This window comes from Pseudomonas sp. 10S4 (assembly GCF_034344865.1).
In the GTDB taxonomy this organism is placed as follows: domain Bacteria; phylum Pseudomonadota; class Gammaproteobacteria; order Pseudomonadales; family Pseudomonadaceae; genus Aquipseudomonas.
The window spans coordinates 4102738-4128789 of the sequence record NZ_CP133774.1; the positions used below are offsets into that span (position 1 = coordinate 4102738).

Annotated in this window: 25 protein-coding genes and 1 pseudogene; 15 read left to right on the forward strand and 11 right to left on the reverse strand. The window is 58.0% G+C overall.

Annotation, left to right across the window (positions count from 1 at the left end; all coding sequences use genetic code 11):
* The first annotated feature begins 5 nt into the window (after positions 1 to 5).
* Both RHM58_RS19090 and RHM58_RS19095 read left to right on the forward strand, forming a co-directional pair.
* On the forward strand, positions 6 to 533 hold the full coding sequence (locus RHM58_RS19090) for a TolC family protein (protein ID WP_322267878.1): 528 nt from the start codon (positions 6 to 8) through the stop codon (positions 531 to 533).
* Positions 455 to 1444, forward strand: a complete 990-nt coding sequence (locus RHM58_RS19095) for an efflux transporter outer membrane subunit (RefSeq protein ID WP_322270865.1) — start codon at positions 455 to 457, stop codon at positions 1442 to 1444. The genes RHM58_RS19090 and RHM58_RS19095 overlap by 79 nt, the downstream gene beginning before the upstream one ends.
* 109 nt (positions 1445 to 1553) lie before the next feature.
* Here RHM58_RS19095 and RHM58_RS19100 read toward each other — a convergent pair whose 3' ends face one another.
* Positions 1554 to 2855, reverse strand: a complete 1302-nt coding sequence (locus tag RHM58_RS19100; RefSeq protein ID WP_201256549.1) for an MFS transporter — start codon at positions 2853 to 2855, stop codon at positions 1554 to 1556.
* A gap of 298 nt (positions 2856 to 3153) precedes the next feature.
* On the opposite strand from RHM58_RS19100, the gene RHM58_RS19105 reads away from it, so the two are divergent.
* The 3 genes from RHM58_RS19105 (at position 3154) to sthA (ending at position 7197) form a co-directional block, all read left to right on the forward strand.
* Positions 3154 to 4179, forward strand: a complete 1026-nt coding sequence (locus RHM58_RS19105) for an IS110 family transposase (RefSeq protein ID WP_322267879.1) — start codon at positions 3154 to 3156, stop codon at positions 4177 to 4179.
* A gap of 471 nt (positions 4180 to 4650) precedes the next feature.
* A complete protein-coding gene (locus RHM58_RS19110) occupies positions 4651 to 5595 on the forward strand; it encodes an FAD:protein FMN transferase (RefSeq protein ID WP_322270866.1) in 945 nt (314 codons plus the stop codon).
* 207 nt (positions 5596 to 5802) lie between these two features.
* Complete coding sequence (sthA, locus tag RHM58_RS19115; RefSeq protein ID WP_201204956.1) at positions 5803 to 7197, forward strand: Si-specific NAD(P)(+) transhydrogenase; 1395 nt, start codon at positions 5803 to 5805, stop codon at positions 7195 to 7197.
* 42 nt (positions 7198 to 7239) lie between these two features.
* On the opposite strand, the gene RHM58_RS19120 is transcribed toward sthA, so the two are convergent.
* Both RHM58_RS19120 and RHM58_RS19125 read right to left on the reverse strand, forming a co-directional pair.
* On the reverse strand, positions 7240 to 7962 hold the full coding sequence (locus RHM58_RS19120; RefSeq protein ID WP_201204953.1) for a glycerophosphodiester phosphodiesterase: 723 nt from the start codon (positions 7960 to 7962) through the stop codon (positions 7240 to 7242).
* Between the two features lie 13 nt (positions 7963 to 7975).
* The gene (locus RHM58_RS19125) at positions 7976 to 8557 is read right to left on the reverse strand and encodes a PilZ domain-containing protein (protein WP_201204951.1); all 582 of its coding nucleotides are present in this window, start codon (positions 8555 to 8557) and stop codon (positions 7976 to 7978) included.
* Between the two features lie 94 nt (positions 8558 to 8651).
* Between RHM58_RS19125 and RHM58_RS19130 the strand changes: the two genes are divergently transcribed.
* The 4 genes from RHM58_RS19130 to RHM58_RS19145 all read left to right on the forward strand — a co-directional run bounded on the left by RHM58_RS19130 (position 8652) and on the right by RHM58_RS19145 (position 13066).
* Positions 8652 to 9902: a lipoprotein-releasing ABC transporter permease subunit gene (locus RHM58_RS19130; RefSeq protein ID WP_201204950.1), complete on the forward strand. Its 1251-nt coding sequence runs from the start codon at positions 8652 to 8654 to the stop codon at positions 9900 to 9902.
* Positions 9903 to 9909: 7 nt separating this feature from the next.
* On the forward strand, positions 9910 to 10593 hold the full coding sequence (gene lolD, locus RHM58_RS19135) for a lipoprotein-releasing ABC transporter ATP-binding protein LolD (protein ID WP_322267880.1): 684 nt from the start codon (positions 9910 to 9912) through the stop codon (positions 10591 to 10593).
* 63 nt (positions 10594 to 10656) lie between these two features.
* Positions 10657 to 11901: a lipoprotein-releasing ABC transporter permease subunit gene (locus RHM58_RS19140; RefSeq protein ID WP_201204948.1), complete on the forward strand. Its 1245-nt coding sequence runs from the start codon at positions 10657 to 10659 to the stop codon at positions 11899 to 11901.
* Positions 11902 to 12040: 139 nt separating this feature from the next.
* Positions 12041 to 13066, forward strand: a complete 1026-nt coding sequence (locus tag RHM58_RS19145; protein ID WP_322267881.1) for an IS110 family transposase — start codon at positions 12041 to 12043, stop codon at positions 13064 to 13066.
* 291 nt (positions 13067 to 13357) lie between these two features.
* On the opposite strand, the gene RHM58_RS19150 is transcribed toward RHM58_RS19145, so the two are convergent.
* Both RHM58_RS19150 and RHM58_RS19155 read right to left on the reverse strand, forming a co-directional pair.
* Positions 13358 to 14707, reverse strand: a complete 1350-nt coding sequence (locus tag RHM58_RS19150) for a heavy metal sensor histidine kinase (protein ID WP_322267882.1) — start codon at positions 14705 to 14707, stop codon at positions 13358 to 13360.
* Positions 14707 to 15387, reverse strand: a complete 681-nt coding sequence (locus tag RHM58_RS19155; RefSeq protein WP_201204944.1) for a heavy metal response regulator transcription factor — start codon at positions 15385 to 15387, stop codon at positions 14707 to 14709. The genes RHM58_RS19150 and RHM58_RS19155 overlap by 1 nt, the downstream gene beginning before the upstream one ends.
* Positions 15388 to 15542: 155 nt before the next feature.
* On the opposite strand from RHM58_RS19155, the gene RHM58_RS19160 reads away from it, so the two are divergent.
* Together RHM58_RS19160 and queF are read left to right on the forward strand one after the other, a co-directional pair.
* Positions 15543 to 16079, forward strand: a complete 537-nt coding sequence (locus tag RHM58_RS19160) for a cupredoxin domain-containing protein (protein ID WP_201204942.1) — start codon at positions 15543 to 15545, stop codon at positions 16077 to 16079.
* Positions 16080 to 16140: 61 nt separating this feature from the next.
* A complete protein-coding gene (queF, locus tag RHM58_RS19165) occupies positions 16141 to 16971 on the forward strand; it encodes an NADPH-dependent 7-cyano-7-deazaguanine reductase QueF (RefSeq protein WP_322267883.1) in 831 nt (276 codons plus the stop codon).
* 74 nt (positions 16972 to 17045) lie between these two features.
* Here queF and RHM58_RS19170 read toward each other — a convergent pair whose 3' ends face one another.
* Positions 17046 to 17309, reverse strand: a complete 264-nt coding sequence (locus RHM58_RS19170; RefSeq protein WP_201204938.1) for a DUF4404 family protein — start codon at positions 17307 to 17309, stop codon at positions 17046 to 17048.
* 109 nt (positions 17310 to 17418) lie between these two features.
* Positions 17419 to 18039 carry an HAD family phosphatase gene (locus RHM58_RS19175; RefSeq protein WP_201204936.1) on the reverse strand — a complete coding sequence of 207 codons (621 nt, stop codon included), beginning with the start codon at positions 18037 to 18039 and terminating at the stop codon, positions 17419 to 17421.
* A gap of 200 nt (positions 18040 to 18239) precedes the next feature.
* Between RHM58_RS19175 and RHM58_RS19180 the strand changes: the two genes are divergently transcribed.
* Complete coding sequence (locus RHM58_RS19180) at positions 18240 to 18929, forward strand: VacJ family lipoprotein (RefSeq protein ID WP_201204933.1); 690 nt, start codon at positions 18240 to 18242, stop codon at positions 18927 to 18929.
* 61 nt (positions 18930 to 18990) lie between these two features.
* Here RHM58_RS19180 and RHM58_RS19185 read toward each other — a convergent pair whose 3' ends face one another.
* Complete coding sequence (locus RHM58_RS19185; protein ID WP_201204931.1) at positions 18991 to 19290, reverse strand: PilZ domain-containing protein; 300 nt, start codon at positions 19288 to 19290, stop codon at positions 18991 to 18993.
* 276 nt (positions 19291 to 19566) lie between these two features.
* On the opposite strand from RHM58_RS19185, the gene rssB reads away from it, so the two are divergent.
* Both rssB and rssC read left to right on the forward strand, forming a co-directional pair.
* On the forward strand, positions 19567 to 20748 hold the full coding sequence (rssB, locus tag RHM58_RS19190) for a two-component system response regulator RssB (protein WP_201192762.1): 1182 nt from the start codon (positions 19567 to 19569) through the stop codon (positions 20746 to 20748).
* Entirely contained in the window at positions 20748 to 21230 is a 483-nt protein-coding gene (rssC, locus tag RHM58_RS19195) for an anti-sigma factor antagonist RssC (RefSeq protein WP_123403442.1), read from the forward strand. The genes rssB and rssC overlap by 1 nt, the downstream gene beginning before the upstream one ends.
* Before the next feature lie 246 nt (positions 21231 to 21476).
* Here rssC and tal read toward each other — a convergent pair whose 3' ends face one another.
* The 3 genes from tal to dusA all read right to left on the reverse strand — a co-directional run bounded on the left by tal (position 21477) and on the right by dusA (position 25706).
* Complete coding sequence (tal, locus tag RHM58_RS19200) at positions 21477 to 22403, reverse strand: transaldolase (RefSeq protein WP_169370732.1); 927 nt, start codon at positions 22401 to 22403, stop codon at positions 21477 to 21479.
* 497 nt (positions 22404 to 22900) lie between these two features.
* Entirely contained in the window at positions 22901 to 24478 is a 1578-nt protein-coding gene (locus tag RHM58_RS19205) for a DUF4041 domain-containing protein (RefSeq protein ID WP_201257043.1), read from the reverse strand.
* A gap of 232 nt (positions 24479 to 24710) precedes the next feature.
* A complete protein-coding gene (gene dusA / locus RHM58_RS19210; protein WP_322267884.1) occupies positions 24711 to 25706 on the reverse strand; it encodes a tRNA dihydrouridine(20/20a) synthase DusA in 996 nt (331 codons plus the stop codon).
* A gap of 130 nt (positions 25707 to 25836) precedes the next feature.
* Between dusA and RHM58_RS19215 the strand changes: the two are divergent.
* Positions 25837 to 26017: pseudogene (locus tag RHM58_RS19215) on the forward strand (site-specific integrase); the annotation flags it as partial.
* Positions 26018 to 26052: the final 35 nt, after the last annotated feature.

Here is a 26052-nt window from a genome sequence, read left to right on the forward strand (position 1 = left end):
GCGCCATGAACCGTTGCTTACCCACTTCATGCTTCATGTCTTTGGTGTTGCTCGGCGGATGCTCGCTGGAGCCCACTTACGAGAAACCCGATGCGCCGATCGATCAGCAATGGCCGGCCAACACCGCCGGCCAGTGCTGTGTCGGCAAGCAGGCGTTCGACAAGGACTGGCGTGGTTTTGTGGTGGATGACCGACTGCGCCAGTTGATCGAAATGGCCCTGGTCAACAACCGCAGCCTGCGTCAGTTTGCGGCTGGCGTTGAAGAATCGCGGGCCGGGTATGACAGTGCTGAATCCGGGCTTTTTCCTACCATCGGCCTCAACACCTACGCCGGGCGCAGCAAGTTGCCGCCGTTGGTGCGTACGCCGGGCGGTGGCGACAGTGCCGGCAGCATCGCCAATACTTTTCAGGCGACTGGCGGATTTACGTCCTACGAGTTGGATTTTTCGGGCGCATTCGCAGTCAGCGCAATGCCGCCGGGGCGCGTTTCGAGGCATCGGAAGCGGATTATCAGACAGCGCGGTTGGCGCTGATTGGCGAAGTGGCGAGCACTTGGCTGAGCCTCAAGGCCAATCAGAATTTGCTCGACCTCGCGCAGAACACCTACCAATCCCAGGACCGTTACGGGCAGTTGTTGCGCAAGAGTTTCAACCTCGGTTCCAGTGCGCGGATCGACGTTCACCAGGCGGATGCGCAAACCAACACCGCCGCCGTGCAGGTCAACACCTACCGCATGCAAGTGGCGCAAAACATGAACGCATTGCGAGTGTTGGTGGGGCAGCCGGTGCCGGTGGGATTACTGCCGACTGGCGTGCTGGGTGAGCAATTGGCGACGCTGGATGTGCCGGCAGGTTTGCCTTCGTCATTGGTCGAGCGACGGCCCGACATCATGTCAGCCGAAGCGCTGTTGCGCGCCGCCAACGCGGACATTGGCGCGGCGCGCAGTGCGTATTTTCCGACGTTTTCCCTGACCTCGGCGCTGGGGAGTCTGACGGGGGATTTTTCCCGATTGCTCAGTGGCCCGGCGGAGTTCTGGTCGTTGGCGTTGGCGGGATCGATGCCGTTGATCGATGGCGGTGCGCGTCGGGCACAGGTGGATGCCAGTCATGCGCGGTTCGATGGCCGGGCGGCGGCTTATGAGGCCACGGTGCAGAATGCCTTTCGCGAAGCCGCAGATGCCTTGAACGCTCGGCAGGAAATGCTCACGCAGGTGGAGTTCCAGAAAAAACTGGTAGGGGATTATCAAGAGGCCTATCGGCAATCGCGCTTACGGTTCGAGGCGGGGCTGGACAGTTATTTTTCCACCATGGACGCCCAGCGTTCGCTGTTCGATGCGCAGCAGAAATGGGCGCAGCTGGAGCTGGCGCGGGAGATCAATCAGGTGACGTTGTACAAGGCGTTGGGCGGGGGATGGAGTCAGTCGTTGAAAGTGGCGAATCGATGAATTGAGGGGGATTTTTCGGGCCTCTTCGCGGGCAAGCCGAATCGTCGCACCGCTCGCTCCTACAGGTTTGATGCAATCCTGTGGGAGCGAGCCTGCTCGCGAATGCGATTTACCGGGTGCCGCCGACCACTGCGGCCTGCGCAGTCCGCAGTTCATGCCGGTTGCCACGGAACAGCACCAGCGTCGCGATCAACCCCATCACTGCTGCACCGCTGAGCCAGATACCCGGCGCAGCCTTGTTGTCCAGTATGTGGATCAGGTAGGTGCACGCCGCCGGCGTGAAGCCGCCAAAGGTTGCGGTCGCCAGGCTGTAGGCCAGGGAGAAACCGGTTGTACGAACTTCTACCGGCATGATCTCGGTAAGGGCGACCACCATGGCGCCGTTGTACGAGCCATACAGGAACGACAACCACAACTCGACGATCAGCAAATGGCTGAAGCTCGGGTTGGCCACCAGCCACGACAGGGCAGGGTAGGCCGTGAGGATCGCCAGAATCGTCGCCGCCAACAGTAGGGGTTTACGTCCGATCCTGTCGGAAAGCGCACCCATCACTGGTAGCCAGAAGAAGTTCGACACGCCGATGCACACGGTGACCAGCAGCGCATCAAAATCTGACAGGTGCAGTTCGGCTTTACCGAAGGTCGGGGTGTAGGCGGTGATCAGGTAGAACGATACGGTGGTCATGACCACCAGCGCCATGCCGGCGAAAACGATACCGAAGTTCTGACCGATCGAACGGACGATTTCCTGGAGGGTAGGGCGGTGTTTACGCGCCTGGAATTCAGGGGTTTCTTCCAGCGAGCGACGGATCACGAAGATCACCGGTACGATCATGCAGCCGATCAGGAACGGCACGCGCCAGCCCCAATCACCCATTTGTTCCGGGCTGAGCCAGTGGTTCAGGCCCACACCCAGCAAACCGGCGAAAACCACGGCGGCTTGTTGGCTGGCGGACTGCCAACTGACGAAAAAGCCCTTGCGGCCTGGAGTAGCAATCTCGGCCAGGTAGACCGACACACCGCCCAGTTCCACGCCCGCCGAGAAGCCTTGCAACAGACGACCGAACAGCACGATCAGCGGCGCGGCGACACCCAAGGTGGCGTAACCCGGCACGCAGGCAATCAGCACCGTACCGGCAGCCATCAACGCGAGGGTAATGATCAGCCCTTTGCGACGACCATGACGGTCAATATAGGCGCCGAGAAAAATCGCACCCAGCGGACGCATCAGGAACCCGGCGCCGAAGGTCGCCAGGGACAGCATCAGGGATGCGAAGGCGCTGTCGGCCGGGAAGAAGGTCTTGGCAATGGCCGTGGCATAAAAGCCGTAGACCATGAAGTCGAACATCTCGAGAAAGTTACCGCTGACAACGCGAAAGATCGCCTTGCCTTTGCCCGTATTCGAGGACATTTGAACGCACTCACTTTGGCTGTCTTATTGGAAATCCCTGGTCATGACGCTTCCTCGCTGTCGGCCTCAAGCACGCAGGCACGCACCGAACAGTTTTGTAACGATATGTGTATGAGTTGGCGTAGGCAACAATTAGTTAGCCTGCTGCTTAAACGATATAGCCATTAGCCACGCCACATCTTGGATCTGAGTGAATTAAGCGTTGGTGCAACGCAGATCAAATAATGAAATGGCTCCCCCGCCGCCCCCTGTGATCACCCACTAAGCTTTCACAGGGGGCTCATCGGAGACCGTTGCCATGAACAAAGTAGCTGTTGTCGCCATCGATCTGGGAAAACACACCTTTCATCTGCATGCACAAGATGATCGTGGTCATGAGCTTTACCGCAAAAAGTTTAATCGGGCGGCGCTCATCCAGCATCTGGCCAATCTCGAACCCTGCACCGTTGCGATGGAAGCTTGCGGCGGAGCCCACTTCATGGCGCAGGAAGTCTCAAGGCTGGGGCATATACCCAAACTCATTGCTCCGCATCTCGTGCGTCCGTATGTGAAAAGCAACAAGAACGACTTCGCTGATGCCGAAGCGATCTGCGAGGCTGCAACTCGTCCAACAATGCGCTTTGTGCCGCCCAAGAATCAGGCTCAGCAGGCGCTGGCCATGCTCAACTCGACACGTGATTCGTTCATCAAAGAACGTACTGCTACCGTCAATCGGATTCACGCAGCCCTCCTGGAAGTCGGAATCAGCTTGGCCCCAGGCTTCAAGTCCATCAAAGATCTTCCAGCGCTGCTTGAAGCACATCCACTTCCCGATTCCATCAAAAAACTACTGACCAGGCTGCGTGAGCACTTCAATTACTTGCACGAGCAGGTCAAGGCTTTGGATAAGGAAGTGGAGTGCCAAGCCGCTGAAGATGATCTGGCTGTTCGCTTGATGACGATGCCGTGTGTCGGCCCGATCACCTCCAGCGTCCTGGCTGCCGAGTTGGGCGATGGCAAACAGTTCAAGTGCGGCCGAGGCTATTCGGCCTCGATCGGGCTAGTGCCCAAACAACACTCCACGGGCGGAAAAACCGTACTTTTAGGCATCAGCAAGCGGGGTGACCGAAACCAGAGACGTCTGCTGATCCAGTGTGCCCGCGTCTATCTGATGCAGTTGGATCGACAGAAAGGAGCGCTGGCGGACTGGGTCCGACGGCTATGGGACAACCATCACTCCAATCATGTGGTCTGCGCACTGGCCAACAAACTGGCGAGAATCGCCTGGGCGATTGCAGCACACCACACCGAATTCGATGCGGGGCCAGGCGCGATGAACGCCTGACCCCGCTGTCACCCGAGCACCACCCACCTGGTTTGCGATGCTGGATAACAGATGACGTGAACGGCCAACCGGCCTGACGAAAACCCTGAGCTCCCACACGGCTGAAAGGCCGTCCAAGTAATTAGGATCGCCGGGCATCGATTCTCATCAAGGCGCGAATGGACCAACCTCCACTCAGACGCCGGATAGATGAAAGCAAGCCAAACACATCATCAAAAACAGTATTGCAGAAAAGGGGGAACCATAGATGTGGGAGCGGGCTTGCTCGCGAAGAGGGAGTGTCAGTCGCTATCAATGTGACTGACACACCGCTTTCGCGAGCAAGCCCGCTCCCACAGTTGTGTCGCATAATGGCCCGCAATGGCGTTGTGTCAGGGAATTCTCTTGGGGAGGCAGGATTTGTCGAATTGGCGGTTAGTCAGTTTCGTTGTGTTGATCAGCGCCTTATCCGGCTGCGGCAACGGCGATTCCATGGAAAGCTTCGGCGGACCGACCATGGGCAGCACCTATTCGATCAAATACCTGCGTCACGCCGGGCTGCCCGGCCCGAAAGAGGTACAGGCCGAAGTCGAGAAAATCCTCGCCGACGTCGACCGGCAAATGTCCACCTACCGCAGCGACTCGGACATCGAGCGTTTCAACGATCTGCCTGCCAATAGCTGTCAGACAATGCCCGCGGCGATCCTCGAATTGGTCCGCGTCGGCGAGCAGCTGTCGCTGCAAAGCGAAGGCTCCTACGACTTGACTGTTGAACCGCTGATGAACCTCTGGGGTTTCGGTCCGCAGGGTCGAGAAGAAAAAGTCCCGAGCGCCGAAGCGTTGGCCGAGGTAATGAAGCGCGTCGGTCACGGGCACCTGCGCATTAACGGCGATCAGCTCTGCAAGGACGCCGCCATCGAGGTTGACTTCAACAGCATTGCCGCCGGTTACACGGTGGACACCATTGCCGCCAGACTCGAAGCGCTGGGCATCCACAGCTACCTCGCCGAAGCCACCGGCGAACTCAAGGCTGTCGGTAAAAAGCTCGACGGTTCTCCGTGGAAGATCGCCCTGGAGGAACCACGGGACGATCAACAAGTGGCTGAACGCATCATTAATGTCGACGGCTACGGTGTGTCCACCTCTGGCGACTACCGTAATTATTTCGAACAGGGCGGCCAGCGTTACTCCCACACCTTCGATGCCCGCACCGGTGCGCCGATCACCCACAACCTCGCCTCGGTCACGGTGATTATTCCTTCAACCCTGATGGCCGATGGCTTATCGACGCTGTTGCTGATTCTCGGCCCCGAGCGGGGTTGGGACTACGCGGAAAAACACAACATTGGTGCATTCTTTGTGATTCGTGCCGATACAGGTTTCGTCACACGGACTAATCAGGCTTTTGAACGCCTCAGTGGCGGCAAAACCGAATGATTACGGCGATTCGCGCATTGAAGGCTGGCGTTGTCGTGCAGGCAAAAGTAGCCTACGACGCGACCAAGGGTTAATGTGCGCGGCGTTGACGCTTCTATAGACTGTGTCCGGGTTCTGAATTGACCCCAAATTGTTCCTTCACGCCGCAGATCGGCGTGATTTAGCCGCCGGTGCCGAGGGCGCCGCGGCCTGTTCTGAGGAGTATGCATGGCTGTCTACAACTACGACGTGGTGGTATTGGGTTCCGGCCCGGCGGGAGAAGGCGCGGCAATGAACGCCGCCAAAGCAGGACGCAAAGTGGCAATGGTCGACAGCCGTCGCCAGGTCGGCGGCAACTGCACCCACCTGGGTACCATCCCGTCCAAGGCACTGCGTCACTCCGTCCGGCAGATCATGCAGTTCAACACCAACCCGATGTTCCGGGCCATTGGTGAGCCGCGTTGGTTCTCGTTCCCGGACGTACTGAAAAGCGCCGAAAAAGTCATCTCCAAACAAGTCGCTTCGCGCACCGGCTACTACGCCCGTAACCGCGTCGACGTATTCTTCGGCACCGGCAGCTTCGCCGACGAGCAAACCATCGAAGTGGTTTGCGCCAACGGTGTGGTCGAGAAGCTGGTCGCCAAGCACATCATCATCGCCACCGGTTCGCGTCCTTATCGCCCGGCGGACATCGATTTCCATCACCCGCGTATCTACGATAGCGACACCATCCTCAGCCTCGGCCACACCCCGCGCAAACTCATCGTTTACGGCGCTGGCGTGATCGGTTGTGAATACGCGTCGATCTTCAGTGGCCTAGGTGTACTGGTTGAACTGGTGGATAACCGCGGTCAGTTGCTGAGCTTCCTGGACTCGGAAATATCCCAGGCCCTGAGCTATCACTTCAGCAACAACAACATCACGGTTCGCCATAACGAAGACTACGACCGCGTCGAAGGCGTGGACAACGGTGTGATCCTGCACCTCAAGTCCGGCAAGAAGATCAAGGCCGACGCCTTGCTCTGGTGCAATGGCCGTACCGGCAACACCGACGCGCTGGGTCTGGAAAACATCGGCGTGAAGGTCAACAGCCGTGGCCAGATCGAAGTTGATGAAGCCTACCGCACCTGCGTGCCGAACATTTACGGTGCCGGTGACGTGATCGGCTGGCCAAGCCTGGCCAGTGCCGCGCACGACCAGGGCCGTTCGGCGGCTGGCAGCATTGTTGATAACAACAGCTGGCGCTTCGTGAATGACGTGCCGACCGGCATCTACACCATTCCGGAGATCAGCTCGATCGGCAAGAACGAGCAAGAGCTGACTCAGGCCAAGGTGCCGTACGAAGTGGGCAAGGCGTTCTTCAAGAGCATGGCGCGTGCACAGATCGCCGGCGAGCCTCAGGGCATGCTGAAGATCCTGTTCCACCGCGAAACCCTGGAAGTGCTGGGCGTTCACTGCTTCGGCTATCAGGCGTCGGAGATTGTTCACATCGGTCAGGCGATCATGAGCCAGCCGGGCGAACTGAACACCCTTAAGTACTTCGTCAACACGACGTTCAACTACCCGACCATGGCCGAAGCCTATCGGGTAGCGGCGTACGATGGCCTCAACCGGCTTTTTTGAGCGGCTCCGGCCGGTGGCCTGAGCCGGCCGGGGAGACCGATTTCAGCAATTCTCGAGCGTGGCAGTGGCCAAACCGGGAAAGTCTGTAATCAGGCTGTCAACGCCGAAGTCGGCGAGTCTGCGCATCAGCGCGGGCTCGTTGACTGTCCATACCGACACATGCAGCCCCTGGCGCTGCGCCTTCTGCAGGCGTTCCGGCGTACACAGGGTCCAGTTCAGCGCCAGAATCTCACAGCCATAGCTTTGCGCGACCTTCAACGGGTCGAGCCAGGCATACTCGGCCACCAATCCGCGGGACACGTCCGGCACCAGGTCCAGCGCGGCTTTCAACACTTCGCGCGAACTTGAGGTGATGGTTACCTTGTCGAGCAGGCCGAAACGCTGGGCCATTTCACGAATCGCCAACACAGTGGTCGCGGCGCGAGTGCGCGAAGCGCTTTTGACTTCCAGTTGCCAGTGCTCGAAATCACACTTCTCGAACAGTTCTTCCAGCGTTGGAATCGGGCACGGCTTGATCCAGCCCGGGCCGCCCTTGCGGGCGTCGTAGGTCACCAGATCTTTTGCCGAATGCTCGACCACTTTGCCGCGACGGTCGGTGGTGCGCTTGAGCGTCGGATCGTGGATGACCATCAATTCGCCGTCCATGGACAGGTGCAGGTCCAGTTCGCAACGGCGAACGCCGTGCTTGAGGCATTCCTGGAAACTGGTGAGGGTGTTTTCCGGTGCTTCGCCTTTGGCGCCGCGATGGCCGTAGATGAGGGTCACGGTTCTTCCTTAATTAAATGCCTGATTCGTTTTGTTCGCGGGCCAGGCGTCGTTCCTGGGCCTGCTTTTGCAATATGTAGCGGGCGAGTAACTGGCGTTGGGCATCGGTCGGGTACTCGAACTCGGTGCCGACGTCGTAGCCGTCGCCCTTGCGGTCGCAGTGGGTGACCTTGGCCCGCAGCAGCAGGCCCAGCGCTTGCGGCATCAGCACCATTTTGACTGACAGGTGCGCCCCGGCCGCAATGGGCGTCGGGTGCTGAAAGTCGATGCCGCCTTCAGAGATGATCACCGGTTGCGGTTCGCCAATGTGCCCGAGCACAGTCAGGGCGATCACCTGACTGAGCAGGTCGATGCGTTTGTTCTGGGATTTCAGGAAGGCGGCGATGCTGCGGTCGCGCTCACTGATCTGGCGCAACAGGTGCTGCGACTCGAATTCGCTCAGGTGCAGTTCGCTGAGCAGGTTGAACAGCGGGGAAGCATCCTGCAACACTTCCTGGCCTGCGGCTTCGGGAGCGGACAGGGGCCGAATTTCCAGTGCGATCGCGTCCTCGATACGGTAGTATTCGCGGCGATCTTCTTCATCTAATGTCGACATGGCGAACCCATGGTAGCGGCGGTGGTCTGAGTGTAAAGCTGGTTATCGACCCCCGCCACAAGGACGTTCCTTTTCCCTCCGAACAAGCCCCGACATGTTCAGACCTCTCTTCGTATTTATTGGCACGCGTTATACCCGTGCAAAGCGTCGCAATCATTTTGTGTCGTTCATTTCCCTGACTTCGATGATCGGGCTCGCCCTTGGCGTGGTCGTGATGATCGTCGTGCTTTCGGTGATGAACGGCTTCGATCATGAGATGCGCACCCGCGTGCTGGGCATGGTGCCCCACGCGACCATCGAGTCCGGTGAACCCATCAGTGACTGGCAAAGCCTGGCCGCGAAGGTCAAGCAGAACCCGCAGGTGACGGCCGTTGCGCCGTTCACCCAGATGCAGGGCCTGCTGACCAACAACGGCAAGGTGTCCAAGGTGCTGCTCAATGCCATCGACCCTGCGCTGGAGCGGCAGGTCTCGATCATTGATAACTTCATGCAGCAGGGCAAGCTCGACGACCTGACCCCCGGCAGCTTCGGCATCGTCATTGGCGATAAGGCTGCGGCCAAGCTCGGTGCGTCCATCGGCGATAAGCTGACGTTCGTCGCGCCGGAAGTCACAGTGACCCCGGCCGGGATGTTCCCGCGTATGAAACGCTTTACCGTGGTCGGCATCTTCCATGTCGGCGCCGGTGAGCTGGACGGCTACCTGGGTGTGACCAACCTGCAGGATCTGGCCAGGTTGCACCGCTGGAAACCGGATCAGGTCCAGGGCCTGCGCCTGAAGTTCGACGACCTGTTCCAGGCGCCGCGCACGGCATGGACCATCGCCCAGCAACTCGGCGAAGACCATTACTATGCCCGCGACTGGACCCGTACCCACGGCAACCTGTATCAGGCGATCCGCATGGAAAAAGCCATGATCGGTCTGCTGTTGCTGCTGATCGTTGCCGTTGCGGCCTTCAACATCATCTCCACGCTGGTAATGGTGGTGAACGACAAGAAGGGCGACATCGCGATCCTGCGTACCCTGGGTTCCACGCCGGGGCAGATCATGGCGATCTTCATGGTCCAGGGCACGGTCATTGGTGTGATCGGTACGCTGATCGGCGCTGTGGTCGGGATCTTCGCCGCGCTGAACGTCAGCGCCGCGATCTCGGCCCTCGAAGGGTTGATCGGGCATAAATTCCTGAACGCCGACGTGTATTTCATTGATTACCTGCCGTCGCAAGTGCAGAGCCAGGACGTATTGATGGTCTGCGCCGCCGCGTTGGTACTGAGTTTCCTCGCCACCCTGTATCCAGCCTGGCGTGCCGCGCGCACCCAGCCTGCGGAGGCGCTACGTTATGAGTGAGTCGGGCATGAGTGATAAAGCAATCTTGAGCTGCCGCAACCTGGGCAAATCCTACGAGGAAGGCCCGGAGTCGGTAGAAGTATTGGCCGGTCTGCAACTGGAACTGCATCCGGGTGAGCGCGTGGCCATCGTCGGCACTTCGGGTTCGGGCAAAAGTACTTTGCTCAACCTGTTGGGCGGCCTCGACACGCCAACCAAGGGCAGCGTCTGGCTCGATGGCGAAGAGCTGTCGGCACTGAGCGAGAAGAAGCGTGGCCTGCTGCGTAACCGTTCCCTAGGGTTCGTGTACCAGTTCCACCACTTGCTGCCGGAGTTCACCGCGCTGGAAAACGTCTGCATGCCGCTGCTGATCGGCAAGACTGCGATCCCGGAAGCGCGTCAGCGTGCCACCGCATTGTTGGAGCGGGTAGGGCTGGGCCATCGCCTGGAGCACAAACCGTCGGAGCTGTCCGGTGGCCAGCAACAGCGAGTGGCCATCGCGCGGGCCCTGGCCACCAGGCCCGAGCTGGTCTTCGCCGACGAGCCGACCGGCAACCTCGACTCCCACACTGCCCAAGGCATTCAGGATTTAATGCTGGAACTCAGCACCTCGATGCGCACGGCGTTTTTGGTGGTGACTCACGACATGAACCTGGCCCGCCAGATGGACCGCGTCCTGCATTTGCAGGAAGGTCGCCTGACAGCCATCTGATCGGCCCAAACCCGACGTCTGAAAAGACGTCGGGTCTTTTATTTTTATACGGTGCCCCAGCGAATGTTCAGACCGTTATCGATCTTTATCGGCGCGCGCTATACCCGCGCCAAGCGCCGCAATCGCTTTGTATCCTTTATCTCGATGACCTCGATGATCGGCCTCGCCCTGGGCGTATTGGCGATGATCGTCGTGTTGTCGGTGATGAACGGCTTCCAGCGCGAAATGAGCTCGCGCATTCTCGGCATGGTGCCCCACGCGACCATCGTCGGCGTGAACCCGATCGACGATTGGCAGCCAGTGGCCGCCGCAGCGATGAAAAATCCGGAAGTGACCGCCGCCGTGCCGTTCACCGAGATGGAAGGCATGCTGTCTTATAAAGGCTCGATGCAGCCGATCCAGGTCAGCGGCATCGATCCGGCGCAGGAAGGCAAGGTCTCGATCGTTGCGCAGCACATCGTGCAAGGTCGCCTCGATGACTTGAAACCCGGCGAGTTCGGCGTGGTAGTCGGTGAAATCACCGCGCGGCGCTTCCGCTTGAACGTCGGCGACAAGATCACCCTGATCGTGCCGGAAGTCAGCACCGCACCGGGCGGCATCACTCCGCGCATGCAGCGGCTGAACGTGGTCGGTGTGTTCAAGGTCGGCGCCGAGCTGGACGGCTCGATGGCGCTGATCCACATGGCGGATGCCGCGCAAATGCAGCACTGGCAACCGAATCAGGTGCAGAGCGTGCGTCTGGCGGTGAAGGATTTGTACGCGGCGCCTAAAGTGTCGAACGACATCGCCACCGCCCTCGGCGCGGGTTACAAGGCTGACGACTGGACCCACACCCAGGGCAGCCTGTTCAGCGCAATGAAAATGGAAAAAACCATGATCGGCCTGCTGTTGCTGATGATCGTCGCGGTGGCGGCGTTCAACATCATCGCAACCTTGATCATGGTGGTGAACGACAAAGGCGCGGACATCGCGATCCTGCGGACCATCGGCGCCACGCCACGTCAGATCATGGCGATTTTCATGGTGCAGGGCACGGTGATCGGGGTTGTCGGCACGTTGATCGGCGGCATTCTGGGTGTGATTGCGGCGTTGAACGTCAGTGAAATGGTGGGTTGGCTGGAACGCGTCAGCGGGCAGCATATCTTCAGTTCGGATGTGTATTTCGTCAGCAACTTGCCGTCCGAGTTGCAGGGCGGGGATGTGTTGTTGATCTGCTCCGCCGGGTTCATCTTGAGCTTTTTGGCGACGGTTTACCCGGCGTGGCGTGCGGCGAAGATCGAGCCGGCTCACGCGTTGCGGTATTCGTAACTCCTGATACCGCCTTCGCGAGCAAGCCCGCTCCCACATTAGATCTGAGTCAGCTCGATCAAATAATGAAATGGCTCCCCCGCCGCCCCCTGTGATCACCCACTAAGCTTTCACAGGGGGCTCATCGGAGACCGTTGCCATGAACAAAGTAGCTGTTGTCGCCATCGATCTGGGAAAACACACCTTTCATCTGCATGCACAAGATGATCGTGGTCATGAGCTTTACCGCAAAAAGTTTAATCGGGCGGCGCTCATCCAGCATCTGGCCAATCTCGACCCCTGCACCGTTGCGATGGAAGCTTGCGGCGGAGCCCACTTCATGGCGCAGGAAGTCTCAAGACTGGGGCATATACCCAAACTCATTGCTCCGCATCTCGTGCGTCCGTATGTGAAAAGCAACAAGAACGACTTCGCTGATGCCGAAGCGATCTGCGAGGCTGCAACTCGTCCAACAATGCGCTTTGTGCCGCCTAAGAATCAGGCTCAGCAGGCGCTGGCCATGCTCAACTCGACACGTGATTCGTTCATCAAAGAACGTACTGCTACCGTCAATCGGATTCACGCAGCCCTCCTGGAAGTCGGAATCAGCTTGGCCCCAGGCTTCAAGTCCATCAAAGATCTTCCAGCGCTGCTTGAAGCGCATCCACTTCCCGATTCCATCAAAAAACTACTGACCAGGCTGCGTGAGCACTTCAATTACTTGCACGAGCAGGTCAAGGCTTTGGATAAGGAAGTGGAGTGCCAAGCCGCTGAAGATGATCTGGCTGTTCGCTTGATGACGATGCCGTGTGTCGGCCCGATCACCTCCAGCGTCCTGGCTGCCGAGTTGGGCGATGGCAAACAGTTCAAGTGCGGCCGAGGCTATTCGGCCTCGATCGGGCTAGTGCCCAAACAACACTCCACGGGCGGAAAAACCGTACTTTTAGGCATCAGCAAGCGGGGTGACCGAAACCAGAGACGCCTGCTGATCCAGTGTGCCCGCGTCTATCTGATGCAGTTGGATCGACAGAAAGGAGCGCTGGCGGACTGGGTCCGACGGCTATGGGACAACCATCACTCCAATCATGTGGTCTGCGCACTGGCCAACAAACTGGCGAGAATCGCCTGGGCGATTGCAGCACACCACACCGAATTCGATGCGGGGCCAGGCGCGATGAACGCCTGACCCCGCTGTCACCCGAGCACCACCCACCTGGTTTGCGATGCTGGATAACAGATGACGTGAACGGCCAACCGGCCTGACGAAAACCCTGAGCTCCCACACGGCTGAAAGGCCGTCCAAGTAATTAGGATCGCCGGGCATCGATTCTCATCAAGGCGCGAATGGACCAACCTCCACTCAGACGCCGGATAGATGAAAGCAAGCCAAACACATCATCAAAAACAGTATTGCAGAAAAGGGGGAACCATAGATGTGGGAGCGGGCTTGCTCGCGAAGAGGCCGGCGCTGCCGGCCTCAATCCCCCTTCGGTAACTCAATCACAAACCTGGTCCACCCACTCTCCGATTTGCAACGAATCTGCCCGCCATGGGCACGGATGATCGACTGGGTGATCGCCAATCCCAATCCTGCATGTTCACTGCTGCCTTCCTGGCGCGCCGGGTCGGCCCGGTAGAAACGGTCGAACAAGCGCGGCAGCAGATCTTCCGAAATCCCGTCCCCGCTGTTCTCAACCGTCAGGCTCAAACCCTTGGGCTGATCGACAATCCGCAGCCGAACCTCGCCGTTGGCAGGCGTAAACCGCAATGCGTTATCCAGCAGGTTGGAAAGCGCCCGGCGCAACATGTTGCGGTCGCCCTCGATGTGCCCGCTGCCATCGCGGGTCAGCGTTACTTGCGCGTCCTCGGCCAGCGGCGCGAAGAACTCCAACAACAGATCTGCTTCCTCCGCCAATTCCAGCGGTTCGCGCTTGGGCATCAGCAAACCGTGGTCAGCCTTGGCCAGGTACAACATGTCATTGACCAGTTGCGCCATCCATTGCAGTTCTTCGAGGTTGCTGTGCAGCGCTTCGCGGTAATCCTCAAGCTCGCGCGGGCGGGTGAGGGTGACCTGGGTATGGGTCAGCAGGTTCGACAGTGGCGTGCGCAGTTCATGGGCAATGTCGGCGGAGAAGGCCGAGAGCCGTTGAAAAGAGTCGTCGAGACGTCCGAGCATGGCGTTGAAGTTGTGGGCCATTTCCGCAAGTTCTGGCGGCATGTTCTCTTCCGGCAACCGCGCATTCAGCGATTGCGCAGAAACGCCGCTGGCCACTGCACTCATGCGCCGCAACGGACGTAGACCGCTGCGTGCCGCCCAGGCCCCGAGCAGCGCGGTGGCCAGGGCCGAGAGGCCAACGGTCAGCCAGATCAGATGCTGCATGCGTTGCAGAAAGTGCTGGTGATGGGTGATGTCCAGCAGCAGGGTCAGTTGCGGTGAGTCGGGTATGTCCAGGTACAACGGCGCATTCAGGACGCGATAGTCAGTGCCGTCGTCGTTCACGGTCGACAAGCCCGGTTTTTGCGGGAGTTCCTTGGGCAAATTCGAGGCGCTGTCGTACCAGCGCTGGCCATCACTGCCAGTAATACGCAGCGACAGATCGGCCTGTCGGCTCAGTTCATCCGCAAGCTTTGCCTTGCTTTCACTGGACTGAATGTCGTGTAGCGCCCGGCGCAAACCGATCAACTTGCCGTCCAGCAACTGCTGATCGAGTTCGATGAAGTGGGCTTCGCTGGCGCGGCTGAACAACACCCCGGCGAATAACGAAACCACCGCCGTGCAGGCCGCAAACAGCAGCGCAAGGCGATTACTCAAGGACAGTCGGCGCATCAGGCGTCGCGCTCTTCAAGGACGTAACCCATGCCGCGCATGGTGTGGATCAGCTTGTTGGGGAATTCGTCGTCGATCTTCAGGCGCAGCCGTCGGATCGCCACTTCAATGACATTGGTGTCACTGTCGAAATTCATGTCCCACACCTGGGAAGCGATCAACGATTTGGGCAGCACTTCACCTTGCCGGCGCAGGAGCATTTCAAGCAGGGCGAATTCCTTGGCGGTCAGGTCGATGCGCTGGCCGCTGCGTTCGACCCGGCGGCGGATCAGGTCCAGACGCAGGTCGGCCAGTTGCAGGCAGGTCTCCTGAGGCGTGGTGCTGCCACGGCGCAACAGGCTGCGGACTCGGGCCAGCAGTTCGGAGAAGGCGAAAGGTTTGACTAGGTAGTCGTCGGCGCCGAGCTCCAGGCCGTGAACCCTGTCCTCCACCGCGTCTCGCGCCGTCAGAAACAGTACCGGCGTGTCGAGACCCGCACCGCGCACCGCTTGCAAGATTTGCCAGCCATCACGGCCGGGCAGCATCACATCGAGGATCAACAAGGCGTAATCGCCGGTCAGCGCCAATTGCTGGCCGGTACTGCCGTCGGCCACCAGTTCGGTATTGAAGCCAGCCTCGGTAAGGCCCTGGCGTAAGTAATGGCCGGTTTTGGCCTGGTCTTCGACGATCAGCAGTTTCATGGGTAACTCTGGGCAAATGGAACGAAAGCTTTATACCGTGGGCGGCCGCAAGGCAGGCCAACCTGACAAAGTTGTAATCTGGCTGTCAGGTTGCGGGCAGGCGTGTCAGTTTAGAGTTTTCCACAGGCTGAACCTTATCTTGTTGGAGTACGACTATGTTTTTGCGCAATCGTCTGGTGTTGGCCGCGTGTTTGCTGGTGCTGGGTTCGCCGGTATGGGCCTCGCCCGCGCAGACTTACGACTTCGGTCAACCGGCCGCGGCGGCCAAAGCCAGCCGCAGCGTGGAAGTGGTGATGGGCGATATGTCGTTCGATCCGAAGACCATCGAGGTCAAGGCTGGTGAGACCATTCGTTTTGTGTTGGTGAATAAAGGCCAGTTGCTGCACGAATTCAACCTCGGCGATGCGGCGATGCATGCCGCACACCAGCAGGAAATGTTGAAGATGCAGCAGAACGGAATGCTGACTCCTACAGCGATGAAGGAAATGGACCACGGTTCGATGTCCGGTATGGATCACGGCTCGGCGGATCACGGCATGAAGCACGACGACCCCAACAGTATTTTGGTGCCGCCGGGCAAAACCGCCGAGCTGACCTGGACCTTCACCAAGGCGACCAACCTGGAATTTGCCTGCAATATCCCTGGCCACTATCAGGCTGGCATGGTCGGCAAACTGACAGTCAGTCAGTAAGCACTCAAAGGCGGACGCAAAGGCTGATAGAATCCGCTGATTCTTCAGTCAGGTTTCCGCCATGCATCCCGCAGCCGAACATTCGCCGCTGGGCAAATCCAGCGAATACATCGCCACCTACACGCCGTCCTTACTGTTCCCGATCCCGCGCACCGCGAAATGGGCCGAGTTGGGGCTGACAGCGGACACGCTGCCGTATAAAGGCGTGGACTTCTGGAACTGCTTCGAGCTGTCGTGGCTGTTGCCGTCGGGCAAGCCCGTGGTGGCGATCGGTGAATTCAGCATCCCGGCGGATTCGCCGAACATCATCGAATCCAAGTCGTTCAAGCTGTACCTCAATTCCCTGAACCAGACGCCGTTTGCCGACACTGCGAGCCTTGAAGCCGTGTTGGTGAAAGACCTGTCGGCGGCTGCCCGTAAACCGGTCGGCGTGCGGATTCGCAGCCTCAAGGACGTTGAGGCGGAAGGCGTCGTGGCGTTGCCGGGCGTTTGCGTTGATGACCTGGACATCAGCGTCAGCAACTACGAACACCCGCGTCCGGAACTGCTGCGTTGCGATGATTCGCGCATTGTCGAAGAGAGCGTGCACAGCCATTTGCTCAAGTCCAATTGCCCGGTCACCAGCCAGCCGGATTGGGGCAGTGTGGCGGTCGAGTACCGTGGCGCGGCACTGGATCACGCGAGTTTGCTGGAGTACATCGTGAGCTTCCGTCAGCACTCGGACTTCCATGAGCAATGCGTGGAGCGGATCTTCCTCGACCTGCAGCGGTTGCTGAAACCGGAGAAATTGACGGTGTATGCGCGGTATGTGCGGCGTGGTGGGTTGGATATCAACCCGTATCGCAGTACTGAAACGGTCCAACTGCCGAACCACCGTCTGGTCCGCCAGTAAGATCAAGATCAAAAGATCGCTGAAAACGAAAAAGCCCCGCTATCACTGGCAGGGCTTTTTTGTATCTGGCGGGTTCAGATCCCGATGTTGCCCAGGGTCTGCACAATGTTGCGTAAGGTGCCGGCAATGGCCGGGTGTTCCAGTTCGAAGCGTTCGACAGCCAGGTTCACGCCATCGGCGAGGTTGGAGTCTTTGGTCTTGGTTTCCAGTTCAATCTCAAGTTCGATCTGTTGCATCAGCGCGTGCAGGTCATCGCGCTCGGCTTCGGACAGCGGCGGATTCTGTTCCAATTGCTCGCGCAGGGTATTGAGCTGTTCTTGCAGTTCGCGGGCAGGCATGGCGTTCTTCCTTTTATCGATAGGCACTGGCATAGACCGCAGCAGCACGCCAAAGGTCTATGGCTGGTCTTTAGATTAATCCACTCCCGGGCAACCTGCATGATCTCTGTCAGGGCTTTTCGCCCTTGAGTCGGCGCAGGCTGATGTCCGCCAGGCAGGTATCGAGTTCGCCGAGGTGATCAATCACCGAATGTACCCCTAAACCAAACAGCTGCATCGTCGCCTTGCCCCGCAGGTGTTCGCGGTCCTTTTGGCTCAAGGCTTGCCATTCGTTCGGCGCCAGCCCGCACAGCGAACCGCAGGACGCCAAGCCAATGGTCCACAACCCGGCATTGAGCCCGGCCTGCAGCAATCGCGGTTCGCCGCTGACCAGCACGCAGCCGTCCAGTCGCTCGACATTCAACGCCATTAACGCTTGCCAGCAGGCGTTTGGAGCCGGCCATGGATTGATTGTTGCTGGATGTTGCGAAGGTTTGATCCACGCTGGCAGGGCGGCAGCAAGGGCTTGGCTGAGGGCAGGGGAGAGTTCATCCAGCCAGGCGCAGGGGATTTTCTGACGCTGCAAGCTGTGCAGGCTATCCAGGGCACCGGGGGTGACCTCGGCGTGTTCGGCGCAGGGCGCGCCCGGCTGGCGCGTACGGGCGCCAAAATCCACCAGGCAACCACTGAGTCCGAACAGTACGGCAGTCAGGCTGAGTGCGGCGTCAGGCAAGGCTTCGGCATGCGACATATCAACGTCCCTGAAATAGCGACAAGACTATGGGAGGACGGTGACAGTTGAGTGACATTGATGTGAATTGCTCTCAGTCATTTTGCAACATCCGCAAGCCGACTCATGCGACGCTGACTAAACTCGCTTTTCCGTCTTATACTAGCCGTCTTAACGCTTGGGCCGCGCGCCCGCGCCAGTACAATCCAAGGAGTTTTTCTATGCGCTGGAGCAATCAACTCGCTCAGCTTTGTGTGTGTGCCAGCGTGTTGCTGGTTCCGTTTGCCGCTCAGGCAGCTTCGGAAGACGATCCTTGGGAAAGTGTCAACCGCCCGATTTACCAGTTCAACGACTTTGTCGACACCTACGCGCTGAAGCCGATTGCTCAGGGCTACGACTACGTGACGCCGCAATTCCTGGAAGATGGTATCCACAACATGTTCCGCAACGTCGGTGACGTGACCAATCTGTTCAACAACGTGTTGCAAGCCAAGCCACATGCTGCTGGCGTCGATACCGCACGTATCCTGCTCAATACCACTTTTGGTCTGGCAGGCTTCTTCGATGTAGGCACCAAAATGGGCCTGAACCGCAGCGACGAAGACTTCGGTCAGACCCTCGGTCATTGGGGCGTTGGCAGTGGTCCGTACGTGATGCTGCCATTGCTCGGCCCAAGCACCCTGCGAGACGCACCGTCCAAGATTGTCGATGGCTACACCGGCCCGTACCCGTACATCAACGATATTCCGGTGCGTAATTCGGTATTCGGCCTGAACATCGTCGACACCCGTGCCAGCTTGCTGTCGGCCGAGAAGCTGATCAACGGCGACAAGTACATCTTCATCCGCAACGCTTACCTGCAGAACCGCGAATTCAAAGTCAAAGACGGCCACGTCGTAGACGATTTTTGATTTAAAGCGGTAAAACGAAGAAGGCGGCCATTGGCCGCCTTCTTTCGTTGTGGATTGGTGGTTATTTCATTTTCAAGATTGTAAGCCCGAGTTTCTGACTTTCGCCGTCCTGTTCCTTCACCCACACCACTTCGGTGTCGGCTTCAAGGCCCTTGAGGGCGGTGTGATCGGAATCGATCCGTACGTTCAGCCGGTCCCCGACCTTGAACAAGCGTGGTGCCTCAACCTGCATGCCACTGCTGGAAAGGTCGATGCAGACGGCTGGCACCTCATCGCCTTCGTGAATCAGCGACACATCGGCATCGACCCGCATGCGGATGAAATCGCGCTTTTCGCTGTAGTCCCGATCGGTTTGACTCATGGGCTTCATCCTTCCATTGGGTTACGGTTTTGCCTGTTCTTATAACTCCCGGTGATTTGACAAGTAAAGACGTCAAGCGACCATCGGCGTGAGCTTGAAACGCCCCGCGGATGGGAGTACCGTCTGCGCCTTAGAAGGGCACCTTTGGTGGACCTGTGTGTAGGGCAAACGCTCGAAAACAGTGCAACAGAGAGGCTAGAAAGCGAATCCAGTAGTACGAGCCGGGATAAAACCCTTGCCTGCTACGCCAACCTAATTCTGGCGCCGTTTGCCCACATGCCAAAAACCAGTGCCACGCTGCTGATAATCGATGATGACGAAGTAGTGCGCGCGAGCCTCGCCGCCTATTTGGAAGACAGTGGTTTCAGTGTCCTGCAAGCCAGCAATGGCCAGCAGGGTCTTCAGGTATTCGAGCAAGACAAGCCCGACTTGGTCATCTGCGATCTGCGCATGCCGCAGATGGGCGGACTCGAACTCATTCGCCAGGTCACCGAGCTGTCGCCTCAAACCCCGGTTATCGTGGTATCGGGTGCCGGCGTGATGAACGATGCGGTCGAGGCCCTGCGCCTGGGCGCGGCGGACTACCTGATCAAGCCTCTCGAAGATCTGGCTGTGCTCGAGCACTCTGTGCGCCGGGCCCTGGATCGTGCGCGCCTGCTGCTGGAAAACCAGCGCTACCGCGACAAGCTCGAAAAGGCTAACCGCGAGCTCGAAGCCAGCCTGAACCTGCTCCAGGAAGACCAGAACGCCGGTCGCCAGGTGCAGATGAACATGCTGCCGGTCAGTCCCTGGACCATCGATGAGTTTCAGTTTGCTCACCAGATCATCCCGTCGCTGTACCTGTCGGGTGATTTCGTCGACTACTTTCGGGTCGACGAACGTCGGGTAGCCTTCTACCTGGCGGACGTTTCCGGTCATGGCGCCTCTTCAGCCTTCGTTACTGTGCTGCTGAAATTCATGACCACGCGCTTGCTGTTCGAATCCAAGCGCAATGGCACATTGCCGGAATTCCAACCTTCAGAGGTCCTTGGTCATATCAACCGAGGCCTGATCAGTTGTAAGCTGGGTAAACACGTCACAATGGTCGGTGGTGTCATCGACGAGGAGACAGGTTTGTTGACCTATAGCATCGGCGGTCATTTGCCCTTGCCTGTGTTGTACACGCCAGACAGTGTTCGTTATCTGGAAGGGCGTGGTCTGCCGGTGGGCCTCTTTAACGAAGCCACCTACGAAGATCACGTGATGGAGTTGCCACCGACGTTCAGCTTGACGCTGATGTCTGATGGCATCCTGGACCTTTTGCCAGAACCTACACTCAAAGAGAAAGAAGCGGCGTTGCCCCAACGGGTCAAGGCTGCGGGCGGCACCCTGGATGGGCTGCGGCAGGTTTTTGGATTGGCCACGCTAGGGGAGATGCCGGATGATATCGCCCTGTTGGTGTTGAGCAGGAATCTTTAATGAGTACCGGTAGAATCCAGTTCGCCGAGCAGGATGGCACCTTCGTCCTTAAGTTCGTCGGTGAAGTTCGCCTGACCCTGTGTTCGGCGTTGGATGCGACTATTGAGCGGATCTTCACGGCGTTGAACTTCAACGCGATCGTGATCGACCTGACCGAAACCCGCAGCATCGACAGCACCACGTTGGGCCTGTTGGCCAAACTGTCGATCCTGTCGCGGCAGAAGGTCGGCCTGCTGCCGACCGTCGTCACCACCCACGAAGACATCACCCGTCTGCTGCAGTCCATGGGCTTCGAGCAGGTGTTCAACATCGTTGACCGCCCTATCCCGTGCCCTGAGTGCTTGACCGACCTGCCAGACCAGGATCAGTCCGAAGAAATCGTACGGATCAAAGTGCTTGAAGCACACAAGATCCTCATGGGCCTCAACGACTCCAATCGTGAAGCGTTCCATGATCTGGTGAATGCTTTAGAGCGTCATTGATCCCCGGCCATCCGCTGGCCTGTGGCGAGGGAGCTTGCTCCCGCTGGGCTGCGAAGCGGCCTTAAAACCATTCACCTCGTTACGTCAGTCAAATCCCAGTTAGCCGGATTACGAATGCTGCGCAGTCGAGCGGGAGCAAGCTCCCTCGCCACAGGTCCTCATTTGCCTCAACGCCGCACAAACACCAGCGCATAAAAAAGGGCGAACCTGTGAGGGTTCGCCCTTTTTGCATTGCCTCGAACTAGATCACAGCTTGGCTTGCAGCAGCGCCTCAAGCTTCTCTTGATCCCGAGCAAACTGACGAATCCCCTCAGCCAGTTTCTCGGTCGCCATAGCGTCTTCGTTGGACAACCAACGGAACTGCGCTTCATTCAAGTTCAAACGCGCTTCCCCGGCATGCCCTGGCGCCAATTTGCGCTCCAGCTTGCCGTTATCCGCTGCCAGTTTCTCCAGCAGGTCCGGGCTGATGGTCAGGCGATCGCAACCGGCCAACTGCTCGATCTGATTCAGATTACGGAAGCTCGCGCCCATCACTACGGTTTTGTAGTCATTGGCCTTGTAGTAGTTGTAGATGCGCGTCACCGACTGCACACCCGGATCATCCGCGCCGGTGTAGTCGTTGCCGTTGGCCTTCTTGTACCAGTCGTAGATGCGACCCACGAACGGCGAAATCAGGAACACACCCGCATCAGCACACGCCGCAGCCTGAGCGAAGGAGAACAGCAGGGTCAGGTTGGTCTGAATGCCTTCCTTTTCCAGAATCTCGGCGGCACGGATGCCTTCCCAGGTGGAAGCGATCTTGATCAGTACGCGGTCGCGGCCGATGCCGGCTTTGTCGTACAGCTCGATCAGACGGTGCGCGCGCTTCAATACGGCGTCAGTGTCGAACGAAAGGCGCGCGTCCACTTCAGTGGAAATGCGGCCAGGGACCACTTTCAGAATTTCTTGACCTACCGCAACGCCAAAACGGTCGCTCGCCAGGCCCACATCGCCCTTGCAGTCGTGAACGCAAGCGTTCAGCAACTCGGCATAACCGGGAATGGCGGCCGCTTTGAGCAGCAGGGAAGGGTTGGTGGTAGCGTCCACGGGTTTTACGCGAGCGATTGCTTCGAAGTCGCCGGTGTCGGCAACGACGGTAGTGATTTGTTTGAGTTGTTCCAGCTTGGAAGTCATGGGCGTGCTCTGTCCTATGGGTCTGATGACATTACCCGAGCGCTGACAGCCACTCAAGGGCGTGTGTGCGTATCAATGGCCCCAGCGGCAACATCCGCGAAACGGGTGTTTGAATGGCGGGGCGCGGTATCGGTAAATACGATGCCAAATCAGACCACAGGTTCAACGCAGCTGACGGTTAGCGGGAATTAGACTTGCAAGTCGTAAAGGAGTAGACGCCGTAAGCCATGCGGGTTGGAAATCGTTTGCCCGTTCGGCACCTGCGTGGGGGATCAGTAGTGCTTAGGGGATCAGCATATTCGAAAGGGGCTCTCTCCTATATTGCGCTCAGCATCTGTCGTCACGAACGCGCTTTCATCCATGAGCATCATCCATCGTCTCAATGCTTTTGTTTTGAAAGGATGGCGGAGCTGGCTTCAAAGTCTAGCTCCAGACGCTATCGCCAGTGCCAAGCGCTTCAAAATGTACCGGCCTTGCATGCAAGGTCGGTAATGACTTCAAACAGCTTCTTCAATTTCTTCCTGGGCTTCAAGTTCAAGCTGGTGTCGGGTCCATTGCTGCTCAATAACCGGATTTTCTCGAATTTGTTGCTCGATCCGGATGGTCTCGCGGTACTCGTGGGCTTCAGCAGTCATGGTCCATAGTGTTTCAACGCCCAGACTTTCCAGCTCAGTACGGATTTCGGCAAGCTCCAGACGGAAGAACTCTTTACGCGGGTTAACCTTGTTCATCTGGCGACGAAGGAAATGCCTATGCAAGGTCTTTTCGAGGCCCGGTGCATCATCGCTGAAAATCATTGCATGCACATCAAACTCAAACGGAACACTGGCGTCGCCTAGTTCGCGGATTCGATCTTTCGGTTCCAGGCGGCGAGTCATGCCGATCTTGAATACCTCTTCCCCGAACGATCCGACGTTGGAAATGACGTATACGTGACCTGCCCGCGTTTGCTGAGCCATGGAAAGTGCTCGCTGATTCTTCTCCTCGGCTACCTGAAGCTTATATTCCAGTTCTCGGAGTTTGGCTTCGTATTCGGCGCGTTGTGCATCATTGGCCGTAGCGACTTGTTGCAGCACTTTATCCATCGCTTTCTTGATGGTTTCTTCTTCCTTGGCTGCGTCTTTTATTGCACGTTCGAATTCTCGGCGAGCTTTTTCCTCTTCGCGAATTTGTTCGCGCAATTGGCGTTGTTCCTCGCGTTCCTGTTCTTTCAGCGCTCGAGTGGTGGCGGCCCATTTAAGCTCTTCGAGGCGAGATGCCAGGTATTCTTCGGTAATTCGGGCGTTTCTGAAGGCGGTGCCGTTGTGATTGACCATCGCAAATGCATCCCGGATTTCTTGCTCGAGTTTTCCGTGATTGTCAGCCTTGTTTCTTGAAAGGATCGAATCGACTTTGCCGTTGAAAGCATCGATCACAAAGCGGATGGCCGTGCCTTTGCGGTTGGCTTCTGCATAATCGCAGGCAGCCGCTCTGCCAGCCTTGACCATGCCTCGACTCGCATCGCGTGCGGCTTTGAGTTTTTGTCCTGCTTCGGTAAATGAGAATTCCTCGGCGAGGTCATCGAGTAGGTTGTAGGTAGGAACGATGTAGGCATCGCCGTAACCTTCGATGATGTTCTTCATTGCTCGAGCGGTATCCGCAAATTCCTTCGCTCGGCTCATGGCGGTGTAAGCATCGCCAGCAATTTCTTCAGCACGTTTATTTGCTTGCTCAATGATTCTGTCGGCTGTCGCGCGAGCCTCTTCCAGATTTCGTTCGGATTGCGCAATTCTGGCCTTTGCAGCCTGATTCGCGTCCTGGCGCTCTCGGGAGGCATCCTGTTTAGCGTTAGCCAATTCGGCTTCTGCTTCCGCAATGAGTTTTTTCGCCCATCCTTCAGCGTCAATAATGTTTTGATACTTTGATAAAGCCGTGATTCGATTCAAGAGTTCGGTTTTTTCTTGGTTTTGACCAAAAATAACCTCGTCTCGCTGTCGAAGCTCTACTGTCAGCTTGGCTATAGTTCTTGCCGCTTTGAACCGAAAAATCAAAAGGGTAAGAATGCAAACAGCAGAAATGATGAGCAATAGCTCCATGTGATCCCTCACAGATGGTTCGATTGTGGTTGGGGTCGGACGCTATCCTTAAGCCATCACTCTGTCCACCTTCATTCTGATGCCATATTTTTCCATAGCGATTAGCGCGGCAGCTGACTGCCGCTTAACGCTACCACGGTCAAATTATTCAGCACTGTCTCAGCCATTTCGAGTCTGAATCGATTCAACGCTGAGGTGAAATGAACCTCTTCAAACATGTCGTCGCTGGCGATCAACGCCCCTCAAGCAACTCCGCCGCCTGATCCAGCAATGCCAAAGGCTCTTTAGCCTTGTGAATATCCACCGACAACAACTGCCGAAACTTGCGCGCCCCCGGAAAACCGGTGCCCAGCCCGAGCACATGCCGAGTGATATGGTGCATCGAACCGCCTGCATCGATGTGCGCGGCTATATAAGGTCGCAACTGCGCCAGTGCCTCGGCCCGGGTGATCACTGGCGCCGTACTGCCGAACAACTGCTGATCCACCTCAGCCATCACATAAGGATTGTGATACGCCTCACGGCCCAGCATCACGCCGTCAAACGTCTGCAAATGCTCGTGACAGGCCTCCAGCGTCTTGATCCCGCCGTTGAGAATAATCTCCAACTCCGGGAAATCCTTCTTCAACTGCGCCGCCACGTCATAGCGCAGCGGCGGAATGTCCCGATTCTCCTTCGGCGATAACCCCTCCAGAATCGCAATCCGCGCATGCACCGTAAAACTCGTGCACCCGGCATCCCGAACCGTGCCGACGAAATCACACAACTGCTCGTAACTGTCCCGCCCATTAATCCCGATCCGATGCTTCACCGTCACCGGAATCGACACGGCATCGCGCATCGCCTTCACACAATCGGCCACCAACTGCGGATGCCCCATCAACACCGCGCCAATCATGTTGTTCTGCACCCGATCACTCGGGCAGCCGACATTCAGGTTTACCTCGTCGTAGCCGTGGTCCTGAGCCATGCGTGCGCAAGCGGCCAGGTCGAGGGGGACGCTGCCGCCGAGTTGCAGGGCTAACGGGTGTTCGGCTTCGTTGTGGCGTAGGAAACGGTCGTGATCGCCGTTGAGCAGCGCGCCGGTGGTGACCATCTCGGTGTAGAGAAGAGCGTGTTTGGATAGTAGGCGTAGGAAGAAGCGGCAATGTCTATCGGTCCAATCCATCATCGGTGCGACGGAGAAGCGGCGGGAGAGCGGGGTGGGTGCGGCGGCGATTGGGGGCATTAGGGGTCTGAAGTGGGTAGGGCTGAAAGGCGGGAGTTTATCAGGATTGGGGTTGTGGGGCTCAAGCGAGTTTTGGGTGCTGAAGCACATGGCGTAAATAAATCTGTCCCGGTTTTTTGGATGGTTTTAGATGGATTGGGATATTCCGAGGGGCGCCAGTGTTTTAGGTCTCCGGGACAGGAACTCGGCACGACGTTATACCCATTTACACGGCAGAGGTGACCACTACTCAATGGCCTTGGCTGGAGAAGATTGTTGAGGTACCAGGTCGAAAGAGCAATGCATCCCGAATGAGTTGTCGGCGATCCTGAAGAAATTCGGATCGAATTTGAACGCCTGGTACCCG